We start from the raw sequence: 24,433 nt of genomic DNA, 5'->3' as shown, positions 1-24,433 counted from the left end.
GATGACGGCGGCGGCGGGGCAGGCCCAGGGGAGGGAGGCGGCGGCGGACGGCATAGCGGCCGCGCGCGCGGCGCTGGCGCAGGGCAGGTCCGCGCTGGTGTGGCGGCGGCAGATCGCCGACACCGACACGCCGATTTCCGCCGCATTGAAGCTGTTCGAGGCGGACCGGGGCGATTTCCTGCTGGAATCGGTGGAGGGCGGCGCGGTGCGCGGGCGTTACAGCCTGATCGGCCTTGCCCCCGACCTTGTGTTCCGGGCGCAGGGACAGCGGGCCGAGATCAACCGGCAATGGGCGACCGACCGCGACGCCTTCGTGGCCGAGGAAAAGGGCGCGCTTGATGCCCTGCGCGCGCTGGTGGCCGAATGCCGGGCGGAGATGGACCCGGCGCTGCCGCCCGCGCTCGCCTGCCTCGTGGGCTATTTCGGCTATGAGACGATCGGGCTGGTGGAAAAGCTCCCCCGCCCCGCGCCCAACCCCATCGCCATTCCCGACATGCTGTTCGCGCGGCCGACCGTCGTGCTGGTGTTCGATCGGCTGGCCGACGCGCTCTATCTGGTCGCGCCGGTGTGGAAGGAAAGCGTGAGCGATCCCGACCGCGCGATTGCGGAGGCACTGGACCGGCGCATATTGGTTGGCTTTCCTGACCGACGCGATCCCGACCGCGCGATTGCGGAGGCACTGGACCGGATCGACGCCGTGGCCGCCCGCCTCGCCGCGCCGATCCCGCGGCAGGCCGCGCCCGCCGATATCGCCGACGTGGCGTTGACGCCGGTGCTGGAGCCGGGCCGCTATGCGGAAATGGTGGGCCGGGCCAAGGATTATATCGTCGCGGGCGACATTTTCCAGGTCGTGCTGGCGCAGCGCTTCACCAGCCCTTTCACCTTGCCGCCCATCGCGCTCTATCGCACCTTGCGGCGGATCAACCCGTCGCCCTTCCTCTATTATCTGGACCTCCCCGGTTTCGCGCTGATCGGGTCCAGCCCGGAAATCCTGGTCCGCGCGCGGGACGGCGAAGTCACCATCCGCCCCATCGCCGGCACGCGCCCGCGCGGCAGGAACGCGGTGGAGGATGCGGCCAATCGGGAAAGCCTGCTCGCCGATCCCAAGGAACGAGCCGAGCATCTGATGCTGCTGGACCTGGGCCGCAACGATGTGGGCCGGGTCGCGGCGGCGGGCAGCGTGGCGGTGACGGACAGCTATACCGTCGAATTCTACAGCCATGTCATGCACATCGTGTCCAACGTCGTCGGCCGGATCGCGCCGGGCAAGGATGCGCTCGACGCCCTGTTCGCGGGCTTCCCGGCGGGCACCGTCTCGGGCGCGCCCAAGGTCCGCGCCTGCCAGATCATCGCGGAACTGGAGCCGGAAACGCGCGGCGCCTATGCCGGATGCGTCGGCTATTTCGCGCCGGACGGCAATATGGACAGCTGCATCGTGCTGCGGACCGCCGTGCTCAAGGACGGGGTGATGCATGTGCAGGCCGGGGCGGGCATCGTCGCCGACAGCAACCCTGTCTATGAGCAGCGCGAGTGCGAGGCGAAGGGCAGCGCATTGTTCGCCGCCGCGCGCGAAGCCGTGACGCTGGCGCGCGATTCCGGGTTCGGGCAGTAGGTCAGCGGCAGGCGCGCCAGCCCGTCGCGCCGCGCTCCGCCTGGTCGAGGTGGAGGTGATCGCGATGCGCGGCGTTATAGTCGGGCGACAGCACCGTGGAGAACAGCCCGCAGGCCCCGTCCCGCACCGCATGCAGGAAGGCGGCGTCCTTCCCCTCCCCCGCCCAGTCCGCCGCCACGGCGATCCTGCGCCCGTCCTCCAGCACGAAGCCTGCGATATCGATGGCGTCGGCGGTCGCATGTTCGCTGAACGCGCCCGTATCGCGGCCATATAGGCGGCGGCAGCTATAGGCGCCGAAATGGGTAACGGTCCGCACCGATTGCCCCAGCAGGCGCTGCGCGGCGGGCTGGACCACATGCCATTCCCATAGCTTGAGCGCGGCCGCCACGGGGCAGGACGGCGCGACCGACGCGGGCGAAAGCGCGACGGCTTCCCGGTCGGGGGTCAGCCGCACGCTGTCGCGAAAGGCGCAGCGCCCCTCCCCGCCCGGCGGCATGGCGCGGTAGGCGATTCCCGCCCGGTCCAGCAACGCCCGGCATTGCGCGGGATCGCCGGTCAGCGCGGCCAGCTTGCGCCCGGTGAAGAGGCCGATGGGCCGGGCAAGGTCCAGTGTCGTCCAGGGCAGGTCCTGCGGCCTCTGCCGGACGAAGGCCCATCCGGCGAGCAACAGCGCCAGCAGGACCGCCAGCCCGACCAGTCGACGCACAATCCGGTGAAGGCGGCCCACAGCGCTATTGACGCAAGGCGGTCGCGAGCGGCTCGGACGTGACCGGATAACCCAGATGCGCCGGAATGCACAGATGGGGCACGCCGCCGCGATCCTCGATCCACGGCAACACCTTTTCCAGCGGCGTCGCGGCGGCATGGGCGGCGAGCGCGTCGAATGTGTCGAACCGCGCCAGCCGCTCCAGATTGCGGCGGGTGGGGAAGATGGCGAATCCCTCCCCCGCCTCGCACTGCGTCAGGGTCGCCTGGGCCGCGCTCCAGAACAGGCGCGCATTCTCCGTCGCGTCGACGGTCCCCTCCTGCCCGTCCGGCGCCTTCGCCAGATAGAAGCGCGTGTCGTATATCCGCGCGGCCCTGTGGGTCGGCTGCCAACGGGTGAAGGGCAGCAGAGCGTCCAGCGCCAGTTCCAGCCGATGCGTTTCGACCAGCGCGGCCAGCCCCGCCCCCTCCGCCAGCGCGCGGCGCATCGCGGCGAGCAGCCCCGGCTCCACCGTTCCGGCAAAGCCGATGCCGATCCCGCTTTCCTCCAGCGTTTCGCGAATGGCGGCGACCCGCGCGGCCGCATCGTCCGGCTCCAGCCCCGCGCCGAAGGCGGCCGCGAGCACGCGATCACCTTCGTCCACCGCGCCGCCCGGAAACACCAGCGCGCCGCCCGCAAAGGCCATGTGGCGCGCCCGCTCCATCATCAATATCTCCGCCGGACCTTCGGGCCGGTCCCGCACGACCACCACCGTCGCGGCGGGCCGCGCCAGTTTTGCAATATCCGTCATGCCGCCTGCTCTACGCCCCATCGGCGGCGGCGGTAAAGGGGCGGCGGCATTTCCCCTGATCGCCGCATGGCCGGCGCTGTCAGCGGGCGGCCGCGTCCTGAGGCGCCGACCGGCCGTCGCCCGTCCAGCCGCCGGCCGTCGCGACATAGAGGCGGGCGATGTTCAGATATTGCCGCGCCCGCGCATCGACGAGCCCTGACTGCGCCCGCTGATAGAGCCTTTCGGCGTCCAGCACCTGAAGGATGCCGCTGTTGCCGACCTGGAAGCTGCGCCGCGACAGGCGGAGCGAGCGGGAGGCGACGTCCGAAGCCTCCATCCGGTTGCGCATCGATTTCTGATCGCTCTGCACCGCATCGAGGAGGTCGGCGACCTGGCCGAAGGCTTCCAGCACCGTCTGCCGATAGGCGGAGGCGGCCGCCCGTGCCGATGCCTCCGCCCCCCGCTTCTGCGCCTTGAGCGTGCCGCCGTGGAAAAGCGGGGCGGTCAGGCCCGCGAAGATGTCGAAGCCGCGAAAACGGCTGCTGAGGATGTCGCCGGGTTGCGGACTCCCCTGGCTGTATGTGCCGCCCAGCGTCAGGCTGGGGTAAAGGCGCGCGGCAGCGACGCCGACGGCGGCGGTGGCGGCATGGATATCCGCTTCCGCCTGGAGGATGTCCGGCCGCTTGTGCACCAGCTCCGACGGCAGGGTGACGGGAATGTCGTCGGGCAGCCTGAACTGCTCCAGATGGAACTCGGTCGGCCCCAGATCCGCCGGGACGATGCCCACCAGCACCGCGAGCATGTGCCGCGCCTCGTCCAGTTCCTGCGCCAGTTGCGGAATTTCGGAGCGGTCGTTGGCGAGCTGGCTTTGGGCGTTCAGCACCTCGACCATCGTGCCCTCGCCGGCGCGGCGGCGGGCGTCGGTCAGCGCGACATTGCGCCGGTCCTCTTCCAGAAGGGCGTTGGCGGTGGCGATGCGGTCCCGGATCGCGGCGATGGTCAGCACCTGCGTCACGACCCGGCCGGCCACCGTCAGATGCGCCGCTTCGGTCTGACGCTGCCGGGCTTCGGCCTGCGCCGCCGCCTGCTCGACCGCCCGCTTCTTGCCGCCGAAAAGGTCAGGATCGAAGGAGACGCCGCCGCCCACGGAATAGAGGTTGAAGACGGGATTGCCGGACAGGCCCGGCAGCGCCCCCGGCTCAAAGCCCGAGGCCGCGAGATTCGCCTCCTGCCGTTCCACCCGCGCACCGGCATCCACCTGCGGCAACCGGCGGCCCGCCGCGGCGGCGACGAGTTGCCGCGCATTCTCCAGGGTCGCATTGCTGGCGGCGAGGCTGTGGTTGTTGGCCATCGCCTGGTCGACCAGCCGGTTCATCTCCTGCGATCCGAACGCCTCCCACCAGCGAAGCCCAGGGCCTTCGCCGATCAGGGTGGCGGGCGCGCCGGCGACGGGCCGCGTCGCATCGGCCGGACTGCCATAGGCGCCGCCGCCGCCGGGGCTTGCGGGCGCCTTGAAGTCCGGCCCCACGGCGCACCCGCCCAGCAGTGCGGGTAGCAGGAAGGCAAGGAACGCGGGCTTTCCAAAGGAAACGGGCATTGGATCAGTCCAGATGAATGACAGGAGCATCGCCCTCGCCCGGCCGGCGTTTCGGCGGGCGGGCAAGCAGCAGGAGCGGCATGACGGCGATCGAACCGGCGAAGAGCATCCAGAAGGAATCGATATAGGCGACCATGGAAGCCTGCCGCGTGATCTCCGCATTCAGGCGCGCCACCGCCGACGGGAGCGTAAAATCGAAATCGGGCACCCGCCAGGCCATGACCGGATTGTCAGGCCGCACCCCTTCCACCAGCCGGGCGTGGACGGTGGCCGAGTTCCGGATCGTCATGGCCTGAAGCACGGCAATGCCGATCGTTCCGCCGATGGAGCGCAGCAGGGTGAAGATCGCCGCGCCCTCGTTGCGGAAGCGCTGGTCCAGCGAGGCGAAGACAAGCGTCGAGATCGACAGGAATACAAGGCCGCTCGCCAGCCCCTGCACGAAGGCGGATGTGATCACGAGCCGCTCGTCCATCTGGAGCGAGAAGCCCGTCATCATATGGGAGGAGACGCAGAAGATCAGCAGGCCGGCGAACAGCGGTATCCGGACGTCGAGCCTTCGCACCAGCTGGCCCGCCATATACATCGAGATCATCGTGCCGATGCCGCGCGGCGCGGTGACGAGGCCGGTCAGCACGACGGGATAGCCCATCAATCCTTCCAGCATCGGCGGCAGCAGCGCCAGCACCGAGAAAAGGACGGCGCCCATGAACATGCCGAAGATGCAGCCGACGACGAAATTCCGGTCCTTGAACAGCCTGATGTCCACGAAGGGACGGTCCGTGGTGAGGGTGTGGACGAGGAAGAAATAGAAGAAGAAGGCGGCAAAGGCCGCTTCGATGCAGATCTCGGTCGAGGAGAACCAATCCTGCTGCTGCCCCCGGTCGAACATTAGCTGAAAGGAGGCGATGGCGATCGCCAGCAGGCCGAAGCCCACGAAGTCGAACCGGGGCGGCGCGTCCTGCCGCGCGGAGGCGAAGCTGGCCAGGCCGATGCAACTCAGCACGCCGAACGGCACGTTGATGTAGAAGACCCAGCGCCAACTGAAATTGTCGGTGAGCCAGCCGCCCAGGGCCGGGCCGATGATCGGGCCGACGATCGCGCCCATGCCCCAGATCGCCATCGCCGGTCCGTGCCGTTCCGGCGGGTTGATGTCGAGGAGCACCGCCTGGCTGATCGGCACCAGCGCCGCGCCGCACACGCCCTGAAGGATACGGAAGAGCACCAGTTCGCTCAGATTGTTGGCGATCCCGCACAATCCCGAAACGAAGGTGAAGCCGATGATCGATAGCATCATGACCCGCTTTTGCCCGAAGCGGCTCGCGAGCCAGCCTGTGACCGGCGTGAAGATCGCGGCGGCGACCATATAGGAGGTGAGGACCCAGATGATCTCCTCCTGCGACGCGGACACGCTGCCCTGGATATGGGGCAGCGCCACATTGGCGATGGTCATGTCCAGCGAGGTCATCATCGTCGCCACCAGCACCGAAAAGGTGATGAGGCGGCGGCGGCCGGGTTCCGGATAGGCCGGGGCCGTCATCGAATCCGGCCGGCGGGCGGCGTATCGCGGCCGAAGAGATGGCGGACATGGCCGGTGTCCACCGTCACGTCCGCGCTGAGGCCTGCGTGAAGCGGAATGTCCGAGGGCATTTCGTCGAAATGCAGTTCGATCGGCAGGCGCTGGACCACCTTCACCCAGTTGCCGGTCGCATTTTCAGGCGGCAGCAGGGCGAAGCTGTTCCCCGTGCCGGGACTGAAGCTCGCGACATGCGCCTTGATCTCGCGGTCGGGGAAAGCGTCGATCTTCACCGTCGCCGGCTGGCCGAGCCGCATGTAGCGGAGCTGGTTTTCCTTGAAGTTCGCCTCGATCCAGAAATGGCGCCCGACAAGGCTGAATACGGGCCTGGAGGCGGAAACGAAGTCGCCGACCTGAAGCTGGTTGACGCGCGTGACGACGCCGTCCTGCGGCGCACGCACGATGGTATAGCCCAGATTCAGCCGCGCCCGCTTCAGCGCCGCCGCCGCCCGCTGGACGGCGGGCTGCGCGTCGGGCGGCGCATCCACCTTGCCGGAGAGGGAGGCAAGGACGCTTTGCGCCTGCTGGCTGCTCGTTTCGATCCCCTGACGCGCGGTGCGGACCGCAAGGACCGCCTGGTCATATTGCGCCTGGGATGAAATCCCTTCGGCCAGCAGTTCCTTCTGCCGCGCCGCCTCGCCGACCGCATAGGTCAGCCGCGCCTGGGCGGCGGCCATCTCCGCCTGCCCCTGGCGGTAGTTGGCCCGGAGCGATCCGATCTGGGTGCGCGCGGTGGCAAGTTCGGCCTCCGCCTCGTCGACGGCAGCCTGGAAGGGCGCGGGATCGAGCCGGAACAGGACGTCGCCTTTCCGCGCCAGCTGGTTTTCCCGCACCTCGACCGAGATCACCTGCCCGCTGACATTGGCCGTCACAGAAACCTGCGCCGCCTGAAGCGAGGCATTGTCCGTTGCCTCATAGCGCCCGCCATGAAGGTAGAAATAAAGACCGCCGAGCAGCAGGACCACAACCCCCAGAAGGAGCAGCGGCATCCGCAAACGCTTCTTCAACGGCCTTTCCGCCAACGGCTCCGGCGCGGCGTCCGCATCCGCCGGCACGACTCCGTCGCGCGTCCCTTCATCGTCCAGCGCATCATGCCCCCCGGCCTTGTCGGGCCGCGCCAATCCATAAGAGCTTTCCGTCACTCGACTCCTTCCGCGACCCATTGCATGGCCATTTGCACGGACGAACAAGGGTTGCCCCTTATCGGTGATTGAAGGATAAACCCAATGAATAATGGTCCATAGCTTTATGAGCTTGATTCATGTTTCCCGTCGATCTCAACCTGTTGCGCGTCTTCGACATCCTCATGGATCAGCGCAGCGTCACGCGCGCGGCGCAGCAATTGGGCCTCACCCAATCGGCGGTCAGCCACGCGCTGCGGCGCCTGCGCGCGCATATCGACGATCCGCTGTTCGTGCGCGGCCTGGGCGGTCTGCAACCGACGCCCCGGGCGGAGGAGATCGCGACCGGCGTTCGCGCCGCGCTGATGCAATTGGAAACCGCGTTGTCGCAGCGCCCGTTCGACCGCTTATCCACCACCCGCACCTTCGAAATCGCCGCCGGCATCTATTTCTCCACGATCATGCTGCCGGAGATCGTCCGTCATGCGCGCGACGAATCCCCCAACGTCTCCTTCCGCGTCTCGCAGCCCGGACCCGATCTCAAGGCCGCGCTGGACACCGGCCAGATCGATATCGCCCTGGGCGCCTTCGGCCAGGTGGAGGAAAGACTGCGGAAGGAAGTGCTTTTCGAGGAGGAACTGGTGTGGATCGCCGCCGCGCGCACCCTCCCGAACAAGCCGGACGTGAGCATGGACGACCTGGCGGGGCGGCCGCGGCTGGAGGTTTCGGCCCGCCCCCGCCGCTTCGACACATCGGGAATGAACGCGATCGCGGGGCTGGAACTCAGGACGTCGCTTGCCCCGCCGTCAGGCGAAAGCCCGCCCTATGTCACCGTTCACGATGCATTGAGCGCGACGGCCCTGGTGGCGGCCAGCGATCTCATCGCCCTCGTCCCGCGCCAGATCGCGTCCCGCGAGGCTAAGCGATGGCGGCTGCGGGTCATCCGGCCGCGTGAAAGCGAACGAATCGAGCTTTCCATGCTGTTCCATTCCCGTTTCAACCATGACCCGGCGCATATGTGGCTGCGGGAACTGGCGCGCCGCGCGTGCCGGTCGTTGAGCTGACGGCCGGCCGAACGGCTGCCGATCAGAAGCGCCGGTCAAGGCTGATCATGAATGTTCGCGGCTCGCCCGGCGTCGTCCGGGTCAGGGATGCCGTCGGGAAATATCGGGCATTGAAGATGTTCCGGACATTCGCCTGAACGGTCCAATCGCCGACACGCCATTCGCTAATGATAATGCGTTGCAATATTCTACCAACCGCAGTAACAGCCGTCCGACTTTCAACAGGGGACTATAATGAGATTCGCATATTGGAGCGTTTCCTTGGCGGCATTGATGATGCCTGCGGTGTCGGCGGCGGCAAATGAGGCGGATGCGCCGGATGCGGCGTCCGCGATTGCCGATCGTGATCGGAATATGACGATTGTGGTCAACGGGCAGCTTACTGCCGTGGCGTCGCAAAGCGGCACCAAGACACGAACGCCGCTGATCGAGACGCCGCAGACGATCACGCTCATCGACAATGAGGAACTGGTCCGCCGCAATGCTCTTTCGATCAATCAGGCCCTGACCTATGTGGCGGGCGTCGGCCCCAATCAGCGCGGCAATGTCGCCACCCGGTACGACCAGCTCACCATCCGCGGCTTTTCGCCGGCGGTTTTCCTGGACGGGATGCGGCTTCAGGGCGGCACCTATTCCTCTCCGCAGATCGACTTCCACCGGATCGAGGGGATCGATGTCGTCAAGGGGCCGGCATCGGTGCTTTACGGCAATTCGACGCCAGGCGGCCTCATCAACCTGTCGAGCAAGGTTCCGCAGTCCGAGGCGCACGGCACGGTGGAAGCGGCCGTCGGCAATTTCGACCTGCTGCGCGGCGCGGTGGACAGCACCGGCCCGATCGATAGCGAAGGCCGCTTCCTCTATCGCATCATCGGCGGGGCCGAGCGCAGCGACGGCTTCGTCGACCATACCGAAAATGAGCGCTATTATGTCAGCCCGATGCTCAGTTTCGTGCCCGACGAAGCGACGGCCATCACCCTGATCGCGGCCTATCAGCGCGACCCCAAGGGGGGCGCCTATGGGTCCGTGCCGCCCATCGGTTCGGCCGTCGCCAATCCGAATGGACAAATCCGGCGGAGCTTCTATGACGGCGAGCCAAGCTATGAAGCCTTCGATCGCAAGCAATGGTCTCTCTCGGCGCTTTTCCGCCACGATTTCAACGAGGCGATCCGCTATCGCGCCAATGCGCGCTACATCAAGGTCAAGCAGCATTATCGTTCGGTCTACAATTCCAGCATGTTGCCGGATTTAAGAACGATCGAGCGGGGCGGCGGCGGATCGGACGAGAGCTTCTCGACATTCACCATCGACAATAATATCGCGGCCAGCTTTACGACCGGCCCTCTCAAGCATGAACTGCTGGCGGGGCTGGATTTCATCCACAATGAAGGCACGGGCTATCAGAGCTTTGTGCGGGGCGCCGCCAACGGCATTCCCAATCTGGATATCTACGCTCCGGTCTACGGCGTCGCCATTCCCGACGTGCTCGCAGGCGTGCCGCCGACCTTCTCCCGGCGCAATCAGATCGGCGTCTATGCCCAGGATCAGGTGCATATCGGCGGCCTCAACCTGATCGGCAGCATCCGCAAGGATTGGTACGAGCAGCGGACGACGACATCGGGAGTCAGCACGGCCCTGCGCCAGTCCAAGACGACTTACCGCGCGGGCGCGCTTTACGCCTTCACATTCGGTCTTTCGTCCTATTTCAGCTATTCGACCTCCTTTGAACCGCAAAGCGGCGTCAATCTGGCGGGCGAGTCCTTCATTCCGGTCACAGGGCGGCAATATGAGGCGGGCCTGAAATTCCAGCCGCGCGGCACGGACACGATCCTGACCCTGTCGGTCTATGACCTGGCGCGCCAGAATGTTCCCGTCACCGACCCCGACGATCCCCGCAACACGATCCAGGTGGGGGAAGTGAAGACGCGGGGCATAGAATTGGAAGGCCGGGGATCGATCCGCCCCGGACTGGAGTTCAGCCTTGCCGGCACCTATATGGATAGCGAGTTCGCGCGCGGCAATCCGCCTTCCACGACGGTCGTGAACGGGGCGGCGCAGTCCGGCGTCACCGGCACCAGGCCGCTCGCGATACCCAAATGGACCGCTTCCTCCTTCCTGTCCTACGATCTTTCGAAGAACGATGCCGTCACCGGCCCGCTCGGCGGCCTGACCATCGGCGCGGGCATACGCTATGTCGGGGGATCGGACGGAACCTATACGCTGGTTTCGGGCGGCATAACGACGGCGACGCGGTTCCGCACCGCCGGATATACGCTGGTCGATGCGCTCATAGCCTATGATCTGGGTCGTCTGGGCGGAACGATGGAAGGCGTCAGTCTCGCGATCAACGCCAGCAATCTTTTCGACAAGCGCCATGTGACGAGCTGCCTTTCCAACAACTGGTGCTGGTTCGGCGCGCCGCGCACGGTCGTCGCCTCGCTCCGCTACAAATGGTGATGCGATGAGGGCGAGACGCAGAAACAGGCTGTCGGCGTGGGGACGGATCGTGACCGCCATTCCCCTCGGCTATGCGGCGACAAGCCTGATGGTGATGGCGCTCGCGCGTCTGCTGCCCGGCGACCGCGCGCAGGCGACCGTGCTGGCGACACTGCTGTCCTTCGCCCTGTATGCCGCCCTCATCGTCTATGTCTTCGCCGCGTCCAGCGCACGCAAGGCGTTCTGCGTCACGCTGGCCCTTGGCGCGCTGGGCGGCGGCATCGCATGGCTCTCGATCGCGATGGGAGGCCGTGTGTGAGCGGTTTCCGTCAATCGCAATCGTCCCTGCACACATGGTCCGGCCTCATCGTCGGCTGGGTCCTGTTCACGATCTTCCTGATGGGGACGGTGAGCTATTGGCGGGCGGACCTCAACCGTTGGATGCGTCCGGAATTGTCTGGACCCAGCCAGCCTGAACAGGCCGTTGCGGGCGCGCAAGCCTATCTGCGGCGGACCGCGCCCGATGCCCGAAGCTGGTTCATATCCGTGCCGGGCGCGCGTGAAATCGGCGCCCAGTTGTTCTGGCAGCCGCAGCCGATGGAGGGCGAGGCGCGGCCCCGCCGCCGCCGCGATACGCAAGCGCTCGTGGACGCCGACGGCCAGCCGCTGCACGCGCGCGACACGCGCGGCGGGGAGTTCTTCTATCGTTTCCATTTCGACCTGCATTATGTGCCGGTCATTTGGGCGCGCTGGTTCGTCGGCTTCTGCGCGATGGCCATGCTGGTGGCGATCATATCGGGCGTCATCACCCACAAGAAGATTTTCAAGGACTTCTTCACCTTCCGCCGGGGAAAAGGGCAAAGGACGTGGCTGGACGGGCACAATGCGACGGCCGTGCTTGCGCTGCCGTTCCACCTGATGATCACCTATACCGGCCTGGTCACGCTGATGACGCTCTATATGCCCTGGGCCGCAGTGGCCAATTACGAGCAGACCGACAAGCTGTTCGACGCCCTTTTCCCATCGGCGGGAGAGGTCGCGCGGACCGGCGCGCCCGCGCCGCTGGTCAACCTCGTGCCGCTGATGCGGGACGCCAGCGCGCGATGGGGCGGCGCGGCGGTCGGCACTGTCCGGGTCGCCGAGCCGGGCGACGCGGCCGCGCGCGTCACGATCAGCGCAAGCCAGGCCAGCGGCATTTCCGCGCGCGCGCCCAGCATCAGCTATTCCGGCACGACCGGCCGCATGATCTGGCAATCGCACGGCGCGGACGGGGCCGCCGAAGCCGCCGGCGTCATGATCGGCCTTCATGCGGGCCGCTATGCGCCTGATCTGCTGCGGTGGCTTTATTTCCTGAGCGGGATGGGCGGAACGGTGATGGTCGCAAGCGGCCTTGTCCTCTGGACCGTCAAGCGGCGGGAAAAGCTGCCCGATCCGGACCACCCGCATTTCGGCTTCCGGTTGGTGGAGCGGCTCAATATCGGCTTCATAGCGGGCCTTCCGCTTGCGATGACGGGCTATCTGTGGGCCAACCGCCTGTTGCCCACGGACATCCAAGGCCGTGCGGAGTGGGAAATCCATGCGATGTTCCTGGCCTGGGGCGCCGCGCTGCTCGTCGGCTTTCTGCGTCCGGTCAGGCGGGCCTGGGTGGAATTGTTCGCGCTGACCGGCGCCGCCATGATCGCGCTGCCGTTTCATGACCTGTCCAACAGCCGCGGCCTGCTCCAGTCGGGCGCGATGGGCGACATGCGGATGGTCGCGATGAATCTGACGATCTGCGCGCTGGGCGCCACGTTCCTGATGATGGCGCGAAAAGTGCGCCGCTATCAGCCCAGGCAAAAACGAAGCGCGCGAAAGGTCGCGACCCTGCCGAATGCCCAGGCCATATTGGAGCCGGCGGAATGACCATCCTCGCCTTTCTCGCCGCCTTGCTGGCGTTCGGGTGCCTGGCGCTTTCGATGGAAAGGCACCATAGGGACATCGTCCACAAACACCCGTCCCGGAGCAAGCGGCGCGGCTTGCGGATCGCCGGCTGGATGGGCCTCACCCTGTCCTTTATACTGGCGATAGCCGCGTGGGGCGCCGCGATCGGCGGTATCCTGTGGTTCGGCCTGCTTTCGCTGGCCGCCACGATCACTCTTCTTGCCGTAAACCGACTTTCCGCGTCGCATCGCGGTGCCCCTCCGTCGCGTTCGGGACGGAAACAGGCGCAGGAAAGCAAGGCTTGAACGACTATTTTGAGCTATCTGGCAAGGCGGACGTTTGCGTCTCACGCGGCGCGCGGCTGCTCCAATCGCCGAGACAGCACTTCATGCACCCGAAATCCCTCCATTAATCCTGCGTCAGTTGCCCAAGCGCCATATCCGGTCCCCCGTGCAGATTGCGCAGCAGCAGCAGGCGCTTGAAGATCATGCCGATCAGATATTCGTCGGCCATGCCGATGCCGCCATGAAGCTGCACCGCCTGCGCGCCCACGAAGAAGCCGCTCCTGCCGAACTGCGCCTTGGCGGCGGCGAGCGTCCGGTCGCGCTCCGCGCTGTCGCCGTCGAACACGGACAGCAGGCGCAACAGCATCGAGCGGGACAGTTCCGTCTCCATCGCCATGTCGGCAAGGCCGTGCTGCACCGCCTGAAAGGTCGAAAGCTCCGTGCCGAACTGACGCCGCGTGCGGACATAGTCGCGCGTGGTCCATAGCGCCTTGTCCATGGCGCCCAATGCTTCGGCATGAAGCCCGAGCTGGAGCCAGGCCATGCCTTCCCGGAGCGCGGGCAACCCGCCGCTCTCCGGGCCTAGAAGGGCGGCGTCGGGAAGGTCGAGCCCAGTGAAGGCCAGATGCGCGCCGACGCTGTCGTCAGTCAGCCGCACATCCCTGCGCCCCAGCGCCGCATGGTCCGCGGGAACGAGAAACAGGCTGATCCCCGCATCATCCGCTTTATCGCCGGACGTCCGCGCGCTGACAAGGTAATGGGTGGCCGCCGCGCCGCCCAGGACGAGCGACTTGGCGCCGGTCAGCCGCCAGCCCGCGGCGGACCGTTCGGCCCGGCTTTCGACGAAAGTCAGCAAGCCGCCCGACCCCGGTTCGCCATGGGCAAGGACCGGGCGGGCGCTGCCTTCCGCCACCGCCGACGGGAGATCGCCCGCGCCTCCCGCCGTGACGAGCGCCATGGCCGCTGCTGCAACGGGAACCAGGGGTTCCAGCATCAGCCCGGCGCCAAGCGCTTCCACCAGAAGCGCATAATCGACCGCACTGCCGCCCAAACCGCCATGCCGTTCCGGCAGGGCGAGGGCCAGCCAGCCCAGCTCCGCAAACTGCTGCCACCGCGCGGCGCCATAAGCCTCGCCAGAGTCGACGGCCTTGCGGCGCGCTTCATAATCGGACGTCTGCTCGACATAACGGCGGGCGCCGTCCACCAGCAGCACCTGTTCTTCGGAAAGGCCAAAATCCATCGTTCAAAGATCCAGATATTGCTTGGCGATCAGCGTGCGCTGAATTTCGTTGGCGCCGCCATAGATGGAGGAGGCGCGGCGATACATGGCTTCCGACCAAACGCCCGGAGCAAATTCCGGTCCCGGCGCAGGCTGCGGCTGTCCGGCCATATGGGCCTGCTCCGAATAGAGATAGGCGCCGTGATCGCCCAGCGCCTCCACCTGCAACTGGGTGAGACGCTGCACCAGTTCCGACCCGCGCACCTTGAGGAAGGAGCCGAAGGACGGGCCGCTGCCGTCGGTGTCGGACATGGCGCGCAGGGCGAGAAATTCAAGCGCCATGAACTCCACCTCCGCCTCCGCGATGCGCGCGGCGAAGACCGGGTCCTCGATCAGCGGACGGCCCGCCCGCATCGTGCCGCGCGCGATCCGGCGCAGCAGCGCGAGATGGTTTCTGTTGCGCGGAATCTCCGCGGCAAAGGCGCGCTCGTTTTCCAGGAGCGCCTTGGCATAGCCCCATCCCTTGCCCTCTTCCCCGATACGGTTCGCCACCGGCGTGCGCACATCGTCGAGGATCACCTCGTTGAGGCTGTGCTCCTTGCGGATGTCGTCGATGGGGCGGATGGCGATGCCCGGCTGGCGCGCATCCACTATCAGCATGGTGAGGCCGTTGCGGGTGCCCTCCCCCGTGCGGACAAGGAAGAAAATCATGGTCGCTTCATGCGCGCCGGAGGTCCAGATCTTGCGCCCGTTGATGACATAATCGTCGCCGTCCAGCACCGCGCGCGTCTGGAGCGAGCCGAGGTCGGAACCGGCATTGGGTTCGGAAAAGCCCTGCGCCCAACTGATCTCCCCGCGCAGGAAGGGCGGCAGGATGCGCGCCTTCAGATCGTCCGTGCCATAGGTGTAGATCAGCGGACCCACCATGGAGAGCCCGAATATGTCCAGCAGCGGCGCGCCCGCCGCCGTGCATTCCTCGTCGAATATCGCCTGCTGCGCCAGCGTCCAGCCGGTGCCGCCATGCTCCACGGGCCAGTTTGGCGCCGACCAGCCCCGCGCATGGAGAATGCGCGTCCATTCGCGCGTGTCGCTACGCGACGCGTGATAGCCCTGGCGATTACGGCGGGCCATTTCGGGCGGAAGATTGTCTTCGAGGAAGGCACGCACCTCGTTCCGGAAGCGCTCGTCGGCCGGGTCGCGGCTGAGGTCGGTCATGGCATCCTCTCACTTGTTCGCGCGTCGAACCAGGCCCTTCCCTAGGGTCGCTATGATTCGAGCGCGTAAGTGGGTGTCTATTAGGTGGCCGCCTGTCAAGGTCCCTCGATCAAGGCGTCGGCCTGTCCGACAAGACGAAGAACCGCCGCCACGCCGCTGGGCGATTTCAGGTCGAGAACCACCGATCACCGCCTCGCTCCAGCACCGGATGAGGGGATGCTCGATCTCGCAAATTTCATCAGGAACCTCTTGCGGCCCGCCTTCAAATAGGAACCTATAATCCTGATACGCAAGCGGAAAATGCCGCCGTCCGCCGGTGGGAAATTCAACCCTGCCTATCTTTTTCCGCGTTGGCCGGGTTTCACGCCATTTGAGCGGCACAGCCTTTCCCTGCCGTGATGTGACCACAGATGCGGCCAAATGGCGGGATTAGGGGCTGATTTTCTGGATAGTCGCCATTATCAAGGCGTTAGAAGGGAAAATGGTGGAGCCGAGGGGGATCGAACCCCTGACCTCGTCATTGCGAACGACGCGCTCTCCCAGCTGAGCTACGGCCCCAAAGAGCGCTGCCTATAGGCGAGCCTTTCGTGCCGTGCAACGGTCTTTTTGCGGGAAAAACGTCCCCTTCGGCTGATCCCGATCAAGCCTTTGCCACCCGTCTGCCGCACGCCCCTCGCGTCCGTCGGCAGGCTGGTGGAAACAAGCGACGTTACCCCTGCGTAACGCCCGGAACGAAGGGCTTCGCCGCTCATTGGATGGGGGACGGCGCTTGCGGCGACGCAAGGGAAGACCGCCGCAACAGCAGGCAAGGAGAAGGACTATGGGTTACCAGGGCGGACGCCGCTACGGTGACGATATATATGCCGGACAGCCGCGCTCCACCGGCCCGCGCGACTGGCGCGAGGATCGCGGCTATCGCTATGGCACGCAGGGCCAGTTCAGCGGGCGTCCCTATCGTTCCGCACCGGCCGAATACGACCCGGACGAGCGCGGATTCTTCGATCGGGCGGGCGACGAGGTCCGTAGCTGGTTCGGCGACGAAGAGGCCGAACGCCGGCGCGAATATGACGAATATTACAACCGGACCTATGGCGACCCCCGCGACCAGAGCAGCCGCGTGGGCTATGCCTCCGCCTCGGGCAGCGACCGCTATCTGCCGGGCCGGGGCTATGCGCCCTATACCAGCGAACGCAGCGGCCTGGGCAGCGAGGATCATGGCTATCGCACGCGCGCCTATGGGGCGCAGCATGATTATGGCGAACATCATGACGCCAATTATCATGCATGGCGGCAACAGCGGATCAGCGAACTGGATCGCGACTATGCCGAATATCAGCGGGAAAACCGGGAACGCTTCGAGCATGAGTTCGGAAGCTGGCGCAGCCGGCGCGGCGAACAGCGGCAGGCATTGTCGCAGGTGCGCGAACATATGGAAGTGGTCGGCAGCGATGGCGAGCATGTCGGCACCGTGGACAAGTTGCGCGGCGACCGCATCATCCTGACCAAGAATGACGAGGAGGCGGGCGGCGTGCACCATTCCATCCCTTCCTCCTGGATCAAGTCGGTCGACGCGCAGAAGGTCACGTTGGAAAAGTCCGCCGATCAGGCGCAGACCGCCTGGCGGACGGAACGCGAACAGCACGCCATGTTCGGCGACCGGGACGAGGATCGCGGGTCACGGGGCGCACGCTGGTCGGACAGCAGCGCGTCCCAGGAAAGGGACCGCGACCGCTGATCGGCGATATGGGTCACGAAGGGAAAGGGTCCGGTTCCGGCCGGACCCTTTTTTCATGCGTGGCAAAGATTCCGCCGCTGCGCCAGCGCCGGTCTCCACGCGGTCGATGATGCCGCGCACCGCGACCGCTTCGAACCAGCGGACGTTGTGGAGCGTCTCCCTGGCCCTGGTCAGGCCGTTCTGGAGCGGCGAAAGGCGGGGCGGGATGCCCCCTGTTCCGCCCTACCCCTCCGGCAGCAACAGGCTCGAGTCCCCATAGCTGTAGAAGCGATAGCCCGCGGCTATGGCATGGGCGTAGGCCGCCTGCATCCGATCGCGCCCCATCAGCGCGCTGACCAGCATGAACAGGGTCGATCGGGGCAGGTGGAAATTGGTCATCAACCCGTCCACCGCGCGGAAACGGTAGCCGGGCGTGATGAAGATGCGCGTTTCATCCTCGAACGGGCGGACAAGGCCGTCCTCGCCCGCCGCGCTTTCCAGCAGGCGCAGGCTGGTCGTGCCGACCGCGATCAGCCGCCCGCCAGCCGCCCGCGCCGCGTTCAGCCGCGCCGCCGCCGCGGCGTCGATCCGGCCCCATTCGGCGTGCATCCGGTGGTCATCGGTATCTTCCGCCTTCACCGGCAGGAACGTTCCCGCGCCGACATGCAGCGTCAGCGTCTCCGTCGCCACGCCAGCCGCCGCCAGGCCGGCCATCAGGTCCGGCGTGAAGTGCAGCGCGGCGGTGGGCGCGGCCACGGCCCCATCCTTCCGTGCGAACATGGTCTGATAGTCGGCCCTGTCGCGCTCGTCGGTCGGACGCTTGCTGGCGATATAGGGCGGCAGCGGCATCCGCCCCGCCCGCTCCAGCAGCACTTCCACCGGCTCTTCGCCCTCGAAGCGCAGCGTCACGCCGCCCTCCCCGTCGCGCGGCCCCGCGATGGCGGTGACGCCCGCGCCGAAATCGATCCGGTCGCCGTCCCGCACCCGCCTGGCGTTGCGCAGGAATGCCTGCCATTGGCGCAGCCCCAGCCGCTTGTGCAGCGTCGCGCCGATCTTCGCCTGCCCCCGCATCCCTTCCAACTGGGCGGGGATGACGCGCGTGTCGTTGAACACCAGCACGTCGCCCGCGCGCAGCAGGCCGGGCAGGTCGCGGACGATCCGGTCCTCGATGGGCGCATTGCCATCGACCAGCATCAGCCGTGCCGAATCGCGCGGGGCGGCTGGGCGCAGCGCGATGCGCTCGGGCGGCAGATCGAAATCGAACAGGTCTACGCGCATGGATCAGCGCCCCGGCGGGCGCCCTATTTCTTCGGCGCGGACGGCAGGATCGACGGTACGCCGATCGAAGATGCCGGCGGCGCGATGGGCGCCGTCACCGGCGGCCTGCCGTCGCTTTCGATCGACGCTTGCAGGATGGTGGTGGGATTGGCGGGCGGCTCGCCCGGCGCGATCGCGTCCACATATTGCATCCCTTCGATCACGCGGCCGAAGATGGTGTATTTCCTGTCGAGCTGGAGCCGGGGCAGCAGCACGATGAAGAACTGGCTGTTGGCGCTGTCCTCCGACTGCGCGCGCGCCATCGACACCGCGCCGCGCACATGGGGCAGCCAGTTGAACTCCTGTTTCAGGTCCGGCAGCGCGGAGCCACCCGTGCCGTCGCCCTTGGGATCGCCGCCCTGCGCCATGAAGCCGGGGATCACGCGGTGGAATTTCAGGCCGTTGTAGAAACCCTGCCGCGTCAGCTCCTTGATCCGCTCCACATGGGCGGGCGCGACATCGGGACGAAGCTGGATTTTCACCCGCCCGCCGGTGGACAGGTCCAGATCCCACACATTCTGCGGATCCACCGGAATGCTGGCGGCTGGAAGCTGCGGCGTGCCGGACTGTTCCAGCACCTTGGCGTTCTTTTCCGCGATGGCGGACATTTCCGCCTTCTTCAGTTCCTCGCCCTGTCCTCGTCCGCCGCCCTGCGCCAGGGCGGCGCCGCTGGACGCATAGAGGGCGAAACCGATCGCCACGGTCTTGAGCGCCGAAATGAACCGCATGGATGAGCTTTCCCTAATTTCCTGATGCCCCAATGGCGAAGCTGCCCCCTGATAACGCGCTCTTCGCGATTGGCAACTGAACGAAGGCTGAGCGGAGCCTTATCCGCCCTTGCGCCCCGTTTCCGCGACGCGCGCCTCCACTTCCTCGCGCACCGTGGGACTGACGAATTTGTGGATCGGGCCGCCGTAAAGCGCGATTTCCTTGACCAGACGCGACGCGATCGGCTGCAACGACACGTCGGCCATCAGGAATACGGTTTCGACGCGGCAGTTGATCTGCTGGTTCATGCCCGCCATCTGATATTCATATTCGAAGTCCGCGACCGCGCGCAGGCCCCGGATGATAATGCTGGCGCCCTGCGATTCGGCAAAGTCCATCAGCAGCGAATTGAAGCCGGTGACGACGATCTCCGTATCGAGGTCCGCGCATTCGCGGCGGACCATCTCCAGCCGCTCCTCGTCTCGGAACATCGGCGACTTGGCAATGTTGGTCGTGACGCCGATCACCAGCTTGTCGACCAGCTTCGCCCCGCGCCGGATGATGTCCATATGCCCCAGCGTGATGGGATCGAACGTGCCCGGATAAACCCCCACCCTCTGTTTCATGCCTTACCGATCCCTCTCCACGATATAGTCGGCGATAGCGCGCAGCAGGTCCGCCCGCGCGTCGAAACCATGCAGATGCGCCTTGGCCTGATCGACCAGCAGCAGCGCCTGCTCCCTTGCCCGCTCCGCGCCCAGCAGGGAGACGAAGGTTTCCTTGCCCGCCGCCGCGTCCTTGCCCAGCGCCTTGCCCGCCGCCGCCGCGTCGCCCTCCACGTCGATCAGGTCGTCCGCGATCTGGAAGGCAAGGCCGATATCGCGCGCATAGCCGTGCAGCCCCGTGCGCCCTTCGGGCGGAATGCGCGCCATGATCGCGGCCGCATCGACGCAAAAGCCGATCAGCGCTCCGGTCTTGAGGCTCTGGAGCCGCGTCACGGTGGCAAGGTCGAAGCGGCTGTTTTCCGCCGCCAGGTCCATCGCCTGCCCGCCCGCCATGCCCGCGGCCCCGCTGGCGAGCGCCAGCGCCTTCACCAGTTCCACTCGCACGAAGGGATCGGGATGCGTCTGCTCGTCCGCCAGTATCCCGAAGGCGAAACTTTGCAGGCAGTCGCCGGCCAGGATCGCGGCCGCCTCGTCAAAGGCCTTGTGGACGGTCGGCTTGCCGCGCCGCATGTCGTCGTCGTCCATCGCGGGCAGGTCGTCATGGACCAGGGAATAGACATGGATGCACTCGACCGCCAGGCCCGCCCGCAGCGCCGAGTCGGGCGAGATGTTGAACAGGTCGCACGCCGCCCGCACCAGCAACGGACGCAGCCGCTTGCCCCCGCCGATGGCGGCATGGCGCATCGCGTCATACAGCGCCGCGCGCGCATCGTCCGGCACGGCGAGCAGCGTGTCGAACGCGCCATCGATCGCAGCCGACACCATCGCGGCCCGTTCGGCGACCAGCGCGGATGCCGTCATTCGCCGTCAGTCCGCGCCAAAGGGCTGTGCGCCCGTCACGGCGCCGTTCGCGTCGAGCGTCAGCTTGCGGATGCGCGCCTCGGCGGACTGCAACCGCTCCATGCACTGCTTCCGCAGCGCTTCCCCCTCGCTGTAGAGGGAGATCGACTCGTCCAGCGGCACATCCCCGCTCTCCAGCCGCCGCACGATGATTTCAAGCGCGCGCAACGCCTCTTCGAAGGAAAGCGCGGTGGGGTCGGTCGGCTGCGTCATGCTGTCTTCGGCCATGTCCCTGCATTGGCCTTCACCGTCCGCCCGGTCAAGCCCGCATGGCGTCATCGCCCGCTTGCGCGTCCTGTCATGCTTCCGTAATGCCGGCTCGCAATATTATAACGGGCAAAGCGCGATTTTTGCGTTGACGTCAGTTGTTGCAAGTGCACATAGAAGGGCCGTTATGAAATATTGTCTCCCCCTCGCCGCCGTCGCGGCCCTGACCCTGCTGTCGGCCTGCAACAACAATGACGAACCCGAAGTCGTGGGCGGCCCCGCCGATCCGATGGCCTCGCAGCTCGCCAACGCCGCGCCGGTGGAATTGCCGCCGTCGGTGAAGAACAGCTTCCAGTTCCGTTGCAAGGACAACAGCCTGGTTTTCGTCGACTTCCTGAGCGACGACAAGACCGCGAACTTGCGCACCGCTAAGGACGGCGCGCCCACCAAGCTCATCGCCGCCGAACCCGGCCAGCCCTTCGAAGGGGCGGGCTACAAGGTCGAAGGCAATGGCAAGCAGGTCACCATCACCCTGCCGGGCAAGAGCGCGCTGAGCTGCAAGGCCTGAGTTATTTCCTCTAACGGCAAACAGGCCGGGTCTTTCATCGAGGCCCGGCCTTTTTCATGCTGTCACGATCCGCGCGCCAATTCCGGTTCGCCCGCCTCGACCGGATCGGGGCCGAAGCGGTTGGGGCCGCGCGTTCCGCTCATGATGAAGAAGACCAGCAGGATGATCCCGCCGATCAGCGGCAGGAAGATCAGCAGCAGCCACCATCCGCTGCGGTCCGTATCATGCAGCCGCCTGACCGCCACCGCGAGCTGCGGAAGGAACATCGCGAGCGCGAACAGCCCCGTCAGCGGCCCAGCCTGCGTCCGGTAGCCCGCATCGATCCACCATGGACCATGATCGGCCCACCGCTGCGTCACATTGAGGCCGAGCATGGTTTCGACGATGCCGACCACGATCCCCGCAAGGATCAGGAACAGCACGAACATCCAATATTCCTTCGGCCGCGCCCGTCCCGAAAATTTCGCATAGCGGCGCAGCGGCAACAGCATCCATTCCATGACGGCCTCCTCCCTTTTCAACGCACGATCCATAGCATGTTTCCTCCCCTGAACGCTGCAAGGATTGTCTATCCGCGCCCGCGCGGCTAAAGGCGCGCTCATGTCCAGCACCGCCACCCAGATCACGCCCGCCATCGTCGCCGAACACGGGCTTTCCCCGGAAGAATATGATCGCGTCCTGAACGCGCTCGGCCGGGAGCCGAATCTCACCGAACTCGGCATCTTCTCGGTCATGTGGTCGGAGCATTGCTCCTATAAATCCTCGCGCATCCATTTGAAGAAGCTGCCCACCGAAGGCCCGCAGGTCATTTGCGGCCCCGGCGAGAATGCGGGCGTCGTCGATATTGGCGACGGACAGGCGGCGATCTTCAAGATGGAGAGCCACAATCACCCCAGCTATATCGAGCCTTATCAGGGCGCGGCGACGGGCGTGGGCGGCATATTGCGCGACGTCTTCACCATGGGCGCGCGTCCGGTGGCGAACATGAACGCGCTGCGCTTCGGGCGGCCCGACCACCCGAAGATGAAGCATCTCATTTCCGGCGTGGTGCGCGGCATCGGCGGCTATGGCAATTGCGTGGGCGTGCCGACCGTGGGCGGCGAGGTGAACTTCCACCCCGCCTATGACGGCAATATCCTTGTGAACGCCATGACAGTGGGCGTCGCCGACACCGACAAGATCTTCTATTCGGCGGCGTCGGGCGTGGGCAATCCCATCGTCTATGTCGGGTCCAAGACCGGCCGCGACGGCATCCACGGCGCGACCATGGCCTCGGCCGATTTCGGCGATGATGCCGATGCGAAGCGTCCCACCGTGCAGGTCGGCGACCCCTTCACCGAAAAGCTGCTGATCGAAGCCTGCCTCGAACTCATGGCGTCGGACGCCATCGTCGCCATTCAGGATATGGGCGCGGCGGGCCTCACCTCCTCCAGCGTCGAAATGGCGTCCAAGGGCGGCGTCGGCATCCGGCTCGACATGGACAAGGTGCCCCAGCGCGAAACCGGCATGACGGCCTATGAAATGATGCTGTCGGAGAGCCAGGAGCGGATGCTGATGGTGCTCCAGCCCGGCAAGGAAGCCTTTGCCGAAGCCATTTTCCGCAAATGGGAACTGGACTTCGCGGTCATCGGCGAAGTCACCGATACGGGCCGGATGGTGCTGGTCCACCATGGCGAGACGGTGTGCGACATTCCCCTCGCCCCGCTGGCCGACGACGCGCCGCTCTATGACCGCCCGGCCATGCCGCGCGACGAATATAAGGCATGGTCCGGCGTCCAGCCGCTGGGCGATATCCCCGCGTCCGATATCGGCGCGGACCTCGTGAGGCTGATGGGCAGCCCCGACATTGCATCGCGCCGCTGGATCTGGGAGCAATATGACCATATGGTCGGCGCCGACACGGTGCAGCGCCCGGGCGGCGACGCGGCGGTGGTGCGCGTCCACGGCAGTCAAAAGGGCATCGCGATCAGCACGGACTGCACCCCGCGCTATTGCTATGCCGATCCCTATGAGGGCGGGAAGCAGGCCATCGCCGAATGCCATCGCAATTTGAGCGCGGTCGGCGCGACGCCGCTCGCCGTCACCAACTGCCTGAACTTCGCCAATCCGCAGCGGCCGGAGATCATGGCGCAGTTCACCGGCTGTCTCGAAGGCATGGGCGACGCCTGCCGCGCGCTCGACTTCCCGATCGTGAGCGGCAATGTGTCGCTTTACAATGAGTCCAAGGCAACCGGCGGCGGCTCCGCCATCCTGCCTACCCCCGCCATCGGCGGCATCGGGCTGCTCAAGGATATCGACGTGATGGCGACCATCGCCTTCAAGGCGGAAGGCGAAGCGATCTGGCTGATCGGCGGCGCCGATGGTTCCTGGGGCACGCATCTGGGCCAATCCATCTGGCTGCGCGAAATCGCGGGCCGCGAAGCGGGCGATGCGCCCAAGGTCGACCTCGCCGCCGAACGCGCCCATGCCGAAATCGTCCGCGCGCTGATCGCGGAGGGCAAGGCCACGGCGGTCCACGATATTGCGGACGGCGGGCTGCTGGTCGCGGTCGCGGAAATGGCGCTGGCAGGCAATATCGGCGCGCGGCTTGACGAACCGCTCACCGCCGCGAGCGCCTTCGGCGAGGATCAGGCCCGCTATCTCGTCACCGCGCCCGAAGGCGTCGCCATCCCCGGCGCGATCCGCATCGGCACCACAGGCGGCGGCAAGGTGGCCGGCGTGACGCTCGATGCCCTGCGCGCCGCCCATGAAGACTTCTTCCCGAACCTCATGGACGCGGAACTTTAAGGGAGGGGGTTTCCCCTCCCTCCCTCCGGTTTACGTTTCGATGAAGCAGGACTG

The 24,433-nt window shown here is 66.4% G+C and carries 23 protein-coding genes and 1 tRNA gene; 9 read left to right on the top strand and 15 right to left on the bottom strand.

From position 1 onward, the window contains the following. The first annotated feature begins 1 nt into the window (after position 1). Positions 2-1,612: an anthranilate synthase component I gene (trpE, locus tag IQ35_RS06470; RefSeq protein WP_145072316.1), complete on the top strand. Its 1,611-nt coding sequence runs from the start codon at positions 2-4 to the stop codon at positions 1,610-1,612. A gap of 1 nt (position 1,613) precedes the next feature. On the opposite strand, the gene IQ35_RS06465 is transcribed toward trpE, so the two are convergent. The 5 genes from IQ35_RS06465 to IQ35_RS06445 form a co-directional block, all read right to left on the bottom strand. Further along, entirely contained in the window at positions 1,614-2,318 is a 705-nt protein-coding gene (locus tag IQ35_RS06465) for an extensin-like domain-containing protein (RefSeq protein ID WP_021245629.1), read from the bottom strand. A 25-nt stretch (positions 2,319-2,343) separates the two neighbouring features. Further along, positions 2,344-3,108, bottom strand: a complete 765-nt coding sequence (locus IQ35_RS06460; RefSeq protein WP_021245630.1) for an NUDIX hydrolase — start codon at positions 3,106-3,108, stop codon at positions 2,344-2,346. Positions 3,109-3,187: 79 nt separating this feature from the next. Continuing rightward, entirely contained in the window at positions 3,188-4,684 is a 1,497-nt protein-coding gene (locus tag IQ35_RS06455; RefSeq protein WP_145072315.1) for an efflux transporter outer membrane subunit, read from the bottom strand. A gap of 4 nt (positions 4,685-4,688) precedes the next feature. Beyond that, positions 4,689-6,221, bottom strand: a complete 1,533-nt coding sequence (locus IQ35_RS06450; protein ID WP_021245632.1) for a DHA2 family efflux MFS transporter permease subunit — start codon at positions 6,219-6,221, stop codon at positions 4,689-4,691. Continuing rightward, a complete protein-coding gene (locus tag IQ35_RS06445) occupies positions 6,218-7,399 on the bottom strand; it encodes an HlyD family secretion protein (protein WP_242003298.1) in 1,182 nt (393 codons plus the stop codon). Before IQ35_RS06445 ends, IQ35_RS06450 begins: the two co-directional genes overlap by 4 nt. Before the next feature lie 119 nt (positions 7,400-7,518). On the opposite strand from IQ35_RS06445, the gene IQ35_RS06440 reads away from it, so the two are divergent. The 5 genes from IQ35_RS06440 (at position 7,519) to IQ35_RS06415 (ending at position 13,100) form a co-directional block, all read left to right on the top strand. After that, positions 7,519-8,442 carry a LysR family transcriptional regulator gene (locus IQ35_RS06440; protein ID WP_021245634.1) on the top strand — a complete coding sequence of 308 codons (924 nt, stop codon included), beginning with the start codon at positions 7,519-7,521 and terminating at the stop codon, positions 8,440-8,442. A 261-nt stretch (positions 8,443-8,703) separates the two neighbouring features. Continuing rightward, a complete protein-coding gene (locus IQ35_RS06430; protein ID WP_158636602.1) occupies positions 8,704-10,896 on the top strand; it encodes a TonB-dependent siderophore receptor in 2,193 nt (730 codons plus the stop codon). 49 nt (positions 10,897-10,945) lie between these two features. Next, the gene (locus IQ35_RS06425) at positions 10,946-11,194 is read left to right on the top strand and encodes a hypothetical protein (protein ID WP_236614780.1); all 249 of its coding nucleotides are present in this window, start codon (positions 10,946-10,948) and stop codon (positions 11,192-11,194) included. Beyond that, a complete protein-coding gene (locus IQ35_RS06420; RefSeq protein ID WP_242003297.1) occupies positions 11,191-12,777 on the top strand; it encodes a PepSY-associated TM helix domain-containing protein in 1,587 nt (528 codons plus the stop codon). The genes IQ35_RS06425 and IQ35_RS06420 overlap by 4 nt, the downstream gene beginning before the upstream one ends. Further along, on the top strand, positions 12,774-13,100 hold the full coding sequence (locus IQ35_RS06415; protein ID WP_021245640.1) for a DUF3325 domain-containing protein: 327 nt from the start codon (positions 12,774-12,776) through the stop codon (positions 13,098-13,100). Before IQ35_RS06420 ends, IQ35_RS06415 begins: the two co-directional genes overlap by 4 nt. A 103-nt stretch (positions 13,101-13,203) precedes the next feature. On the opposite strand, the gene IQ35_RS06410 is transcribed toward IQ35_RS06415, so the two are convergent. The 4 genes from IQ35_RS06410 to IQ35_RS06400 all read right to left on the bottom strand — a co-directional run bounded on the left by IQ35_RS06410 (position 13,204) and on the right by IQ35_RS06400 (position 16,071). Further along, the gene (locus tag IQ35_RS06410; protein WP_145072310.1) at positions 13,204-14,319 is read right to left on the bottom strand and encodes an acyl-CoA dehydrogenase family protein; all 1,116 of its coding nucleotides are present in this window, start codon (positions 14,317-14,319) and stop codon (positions 13,204-13,206) included. 3 nt (positions 14,320-14,322) lie between these two features. Continuing rightward, the gene (locus IQ35_RS06405) at positions 14,323-15,513 is read right to left on the bottom strand and encodes an acyl-CoA dehydrogenase family protein (protein WP_021245642.1); all 1,191 of its coding nucleotides are present in this window, start codon (positions 15,511-15,513) and stop codon (positions 14,323-14,325) included. Between the two features lie 95 nt (positions 15,514-15,608). Further along, complete coding sequence (locus IQ35_RS21880; protein ID WP_376699474.1) at positions 15,609-15,695, bottom strand: hypothetical protein; 87 nt, start codon at positions 15,693-15,695, stop codon at positions 15,609-15,611. A gap of 300 nt (positions 15,696-15,995) precedes the next feature. Next, positions 15,996-16,071: transfer RNA gene (locus IQ35_RS06400), tRNA-Ala, on the bottom strand. 262 nt (positions 16,072-16,333) lie between these two features. Here IQ35_RS06400 and IQ35_RS06395 point away from each other — a divergent pair. Then, positions 16,334-17,248: a DUF2171 domain-containing protein gene (locus IQ35_RS06395; RefSeq protein WP_021245643.1), complete on the top strand. Its 915-nt coding sequence runs from the start codon at positions 16,334-16,336 to the stop codon at positions 17,246-17,248. A 222-nt stretch (positions 17,249-17,470) separates the two neighbouring features. On the opposite strand, the gene queA is transcribed toward IQ35_RS06395, so the two are convergent. The 5 genes from queA to IQ35_RS06370 all read right to left on the bottom strand — a co-directional run bounded on the left by queA (position 17,471) and on the right by IQ35_RS06370 (position 21,045). Next, entirely contained in the window at positions 17,471-18,505 is a 1,035-nt protein-coding gene (gene queA / locus IQ35_RS06390; RefSeq protein ID WP_059140345.1) for a tRNA preQ1(34) S-adenosylmethionine ribosyltransferase-isomerase QueA, read from the bottom strand. A 23-nt stretch (positions 18,506-18,528) separates the two neighbouring features. Beyond that, positions 18,529-19,272, bottom strand: a complete 744-nt coding sequence (locus IQ35_RS06385) for a peptidylprolyl isomerase (protein ID WP_145072309.1) — start codon at positions 19,270-19,272, stop codon at positions 18,529-18,531. A gap of 99 nt (positions 19,273-19,371) precedes the next feature. Continuing rightward, complete coding sequence (coaD, locus tag IQ35_RS06380) at positions 19,372-19,878, bottom strand: pantetheine-phosphate adenylyltransferase (RefSeq protein ID WP_031291521.1); 507 nt, start codon at positions 19,876-19,878, stop codon at positions 19,372-19,374. 3 nt (positions 19,879-19,881) lie between these two features. Then, positions 19,882-20,778: a polyprenyl synthetase family protein gene (locus IQ35_RS06375; protein WP_021245647.1), complete on the bottom strand. Its 897-nt coding sequence runs from the start codon at positions 20,776-20,778 to the stop codon at positions 19,882-19,884. A gap of 6 nt (positions 20,779-20,784) precedes the next feature. Next, positions 20,785-21,045 (bottom strand): exodeoxyribonuclease VII small subunit, encoded by a 261-nt coding sequence (locus IQ35_RS06370; RefSeq protein ID WP_031291522.1) that lies wholly within the window; start codon positions 21,043-21,045, stop codon positions 20,785-20,787. A 166-nt stretch (positions 21,046-21,211) separates the two neighbouring features. On the opposite strand from IQ35_RS06370, the gene IQ35_RS06365 reads away from it, so the two are divergent. After that, the gene (locus IQ35_RS06365) at positions 21,212-21,592 is read left to right on the top strand and encodes a hypothetical protein (RefSeq protein WP_021245649.1); all 381 of its coding nucleotides are present in this window, start codon (positions 21,212-21,214) and stop codon (positions 21,590-21,592) included. A gap of 62 nt (positions 21,593-21,654) precedes the next feature. On the opposite strand, the gene IQ35_RS06360 is transcribed toward IQ35_RS06365, so the two are convergent. Next, positions 21,655-22,092: a DUF805 domain-containing protein gene (locus IQ35_RS06360; protein WP_031291523.1), complete on the bottom strand. Its 438-nt coding sequence runs from the start codon at positions 22,090-22,092 to the stop codon at positions 21,655-21,657. A 100-nt stretch (positions 22,093-22,192) separates the two neighbouring features. Between IQ35_RS06360 and purL the strand changes: the two genes are divergently transcribed. Next, a complete protein-coding gene (gene purL / locus IQ35_RS06355) occupies positions 22,193-24,379 on the top strand; it encodes a phosphoribosylformylglycinamidine synthase subunit PurL (RefSeq protein WP_145072308.1) in 2,187 nt (728 codons plus the stop codon). Positions 24,380-24,433: the final 54 nt, after the last annotated feature.

Origin of the sequence: Sphingobium wenxiniae, assembly GCF_007830065.1 — a bacterium.
GTDB lineage: Bacteria > Pseudomonadota > Alphaproteobacteria > Sphingomonadales > Sphingomonadaceae > Sphingobium > Sphingobium wenxiniae.
Note: the sequence above shows the minus strand (reverse complement) of the source record. Positions and strands in the feature narration are given on the sequence as shown.

What these genes read in the sequence shown, in the direction of transcription:
- IQ35_RS06395 (WP_021245643.1), top strand. Translation starts at nt 16,334, where the DNA reads ATGGGTTACCAGGGCGGACGCCGCTACGGTGACGATATATATGCCGGA.
- IQ35_RS06450 (WP_021245632.1), bottom strand. Translation starts at nt 6,221, where the DNA reads ATGACGGCCCCGGCCTATCCGGAACCCGGCCGCCGCCGCCTCATCACC.
- IQ35_RS06440 (WP_021245634.1), top strand. Translation starts at nt 7,519, where the DNA reads ATGTTTCCCGTCGATCTCAACCTGTTGCGCGTCTTCGACATCCTCATG.
- IQ35_RS06365 (WP_021245649.1), top strand. Translation starts at nt 21,212, where the DNA reads ATGAAATATTGTCTCCCCCTCGCCGCCGTCGCGGCCCTGACCCTGCTG.
- queA (WP_059140345.1), bottom strand. Translation starts at nt 18,505, where the DNA reads ATGCGCGTAGACCTGTTCGATTTCGATCTGCCGCCCGAGCGCATCGCG.
- IQ35_RS06460 (WP_021245630.1), bottom strand. Translation starts at nt 3,108, where the DNA reads ATGACGGATATTGCAAAACTGGCGCGGCCCGCCGCGACGGTGGTGGTC.
- purL (WP_145072308.1), top strand. Translation starts at nt 22,193, where the DNA reads ATGTCCAGCACCGCCACCCAGATCACGCCCGCCATCGTCGCCGAACAC.
- IQ35_RS06370 (WP_031291522.1), bottom strand. Translation starts at nt 21,045, where the DNA reads ATGGCCGAAGACAGCATGACGCAGCCGACCGACCCCACCGCGCTTTCC.
- IQ35_RS06455 (WP_145072315.1), bottom strand. Translation starts at nt 4,684, where the DNA reads ATGCCCGTTTCCTTTGGAAAGCCCGCGTTCCTTGCCTTCCTGCTACCC.
- IQ35_RS06385 (WP_145072309.1), bottom strand. Translation starts at nt 19,272, where the DNA reads ATGCGGTTCATTTCGGCGCTCAAGACCGTGGCGATCGGTTTCGCCCTC.
- IQ35_RS06375 (WP_021245647.1), bottom strand. Translation starts at nt 20,778, where the DNA reads ATGACGGCATCCGCGCTGGTCGCCGAACGGGCCGCGATGGTGTCGGCT.
- coaD (WP_031291521.1), bottom strand. Translation starts at nt 19,878, where the DNA reads ATGAAACAGAGGGTGGGGGTTTATCCGGGCACGTTCGATCCCATCACG.
- IQ35_RS06415 (WP_021245640.1), top strand. Translation starts at nt 12,774, where the DNA reads ATGACCATCCTCGCCTTTCTCGCCGCCTTGCTGGCGTTCGGGTGCCTG.
- IQ35_RS06360 (WP_031291523.1), bottom strand. Translation starts at nt 22,092, where the DNA reads ATGGAATGGATGCTGTTGCCGCTGCGCCGCTATGCGAAATTTTCGGGA.
- IQ35_RS06405 (WP_021245642.1), bottom strand. Translation starts at nt 15,513, where the DNA reads ATGACCGACCTCAGCCGCGACCCGGCCGACGAGCGCTTCCGGAACGAG.
- IQ35_RS06410 (WP_145072310.1), bottom strand. Translation starts at nt 14,319, where the DNA reads ATGGATTTTGGCCTTTCCGAAGAACAGGTGCTGCTGGTGGACGGCGCC.
- trpE (WP_145072316.1), top strand. Translation starts at nt 2, where the DNA reads ATGACGGCGGCGGCGGGGCAGGCCCAGGGGAGGGAGGCGGCGGCGGAC.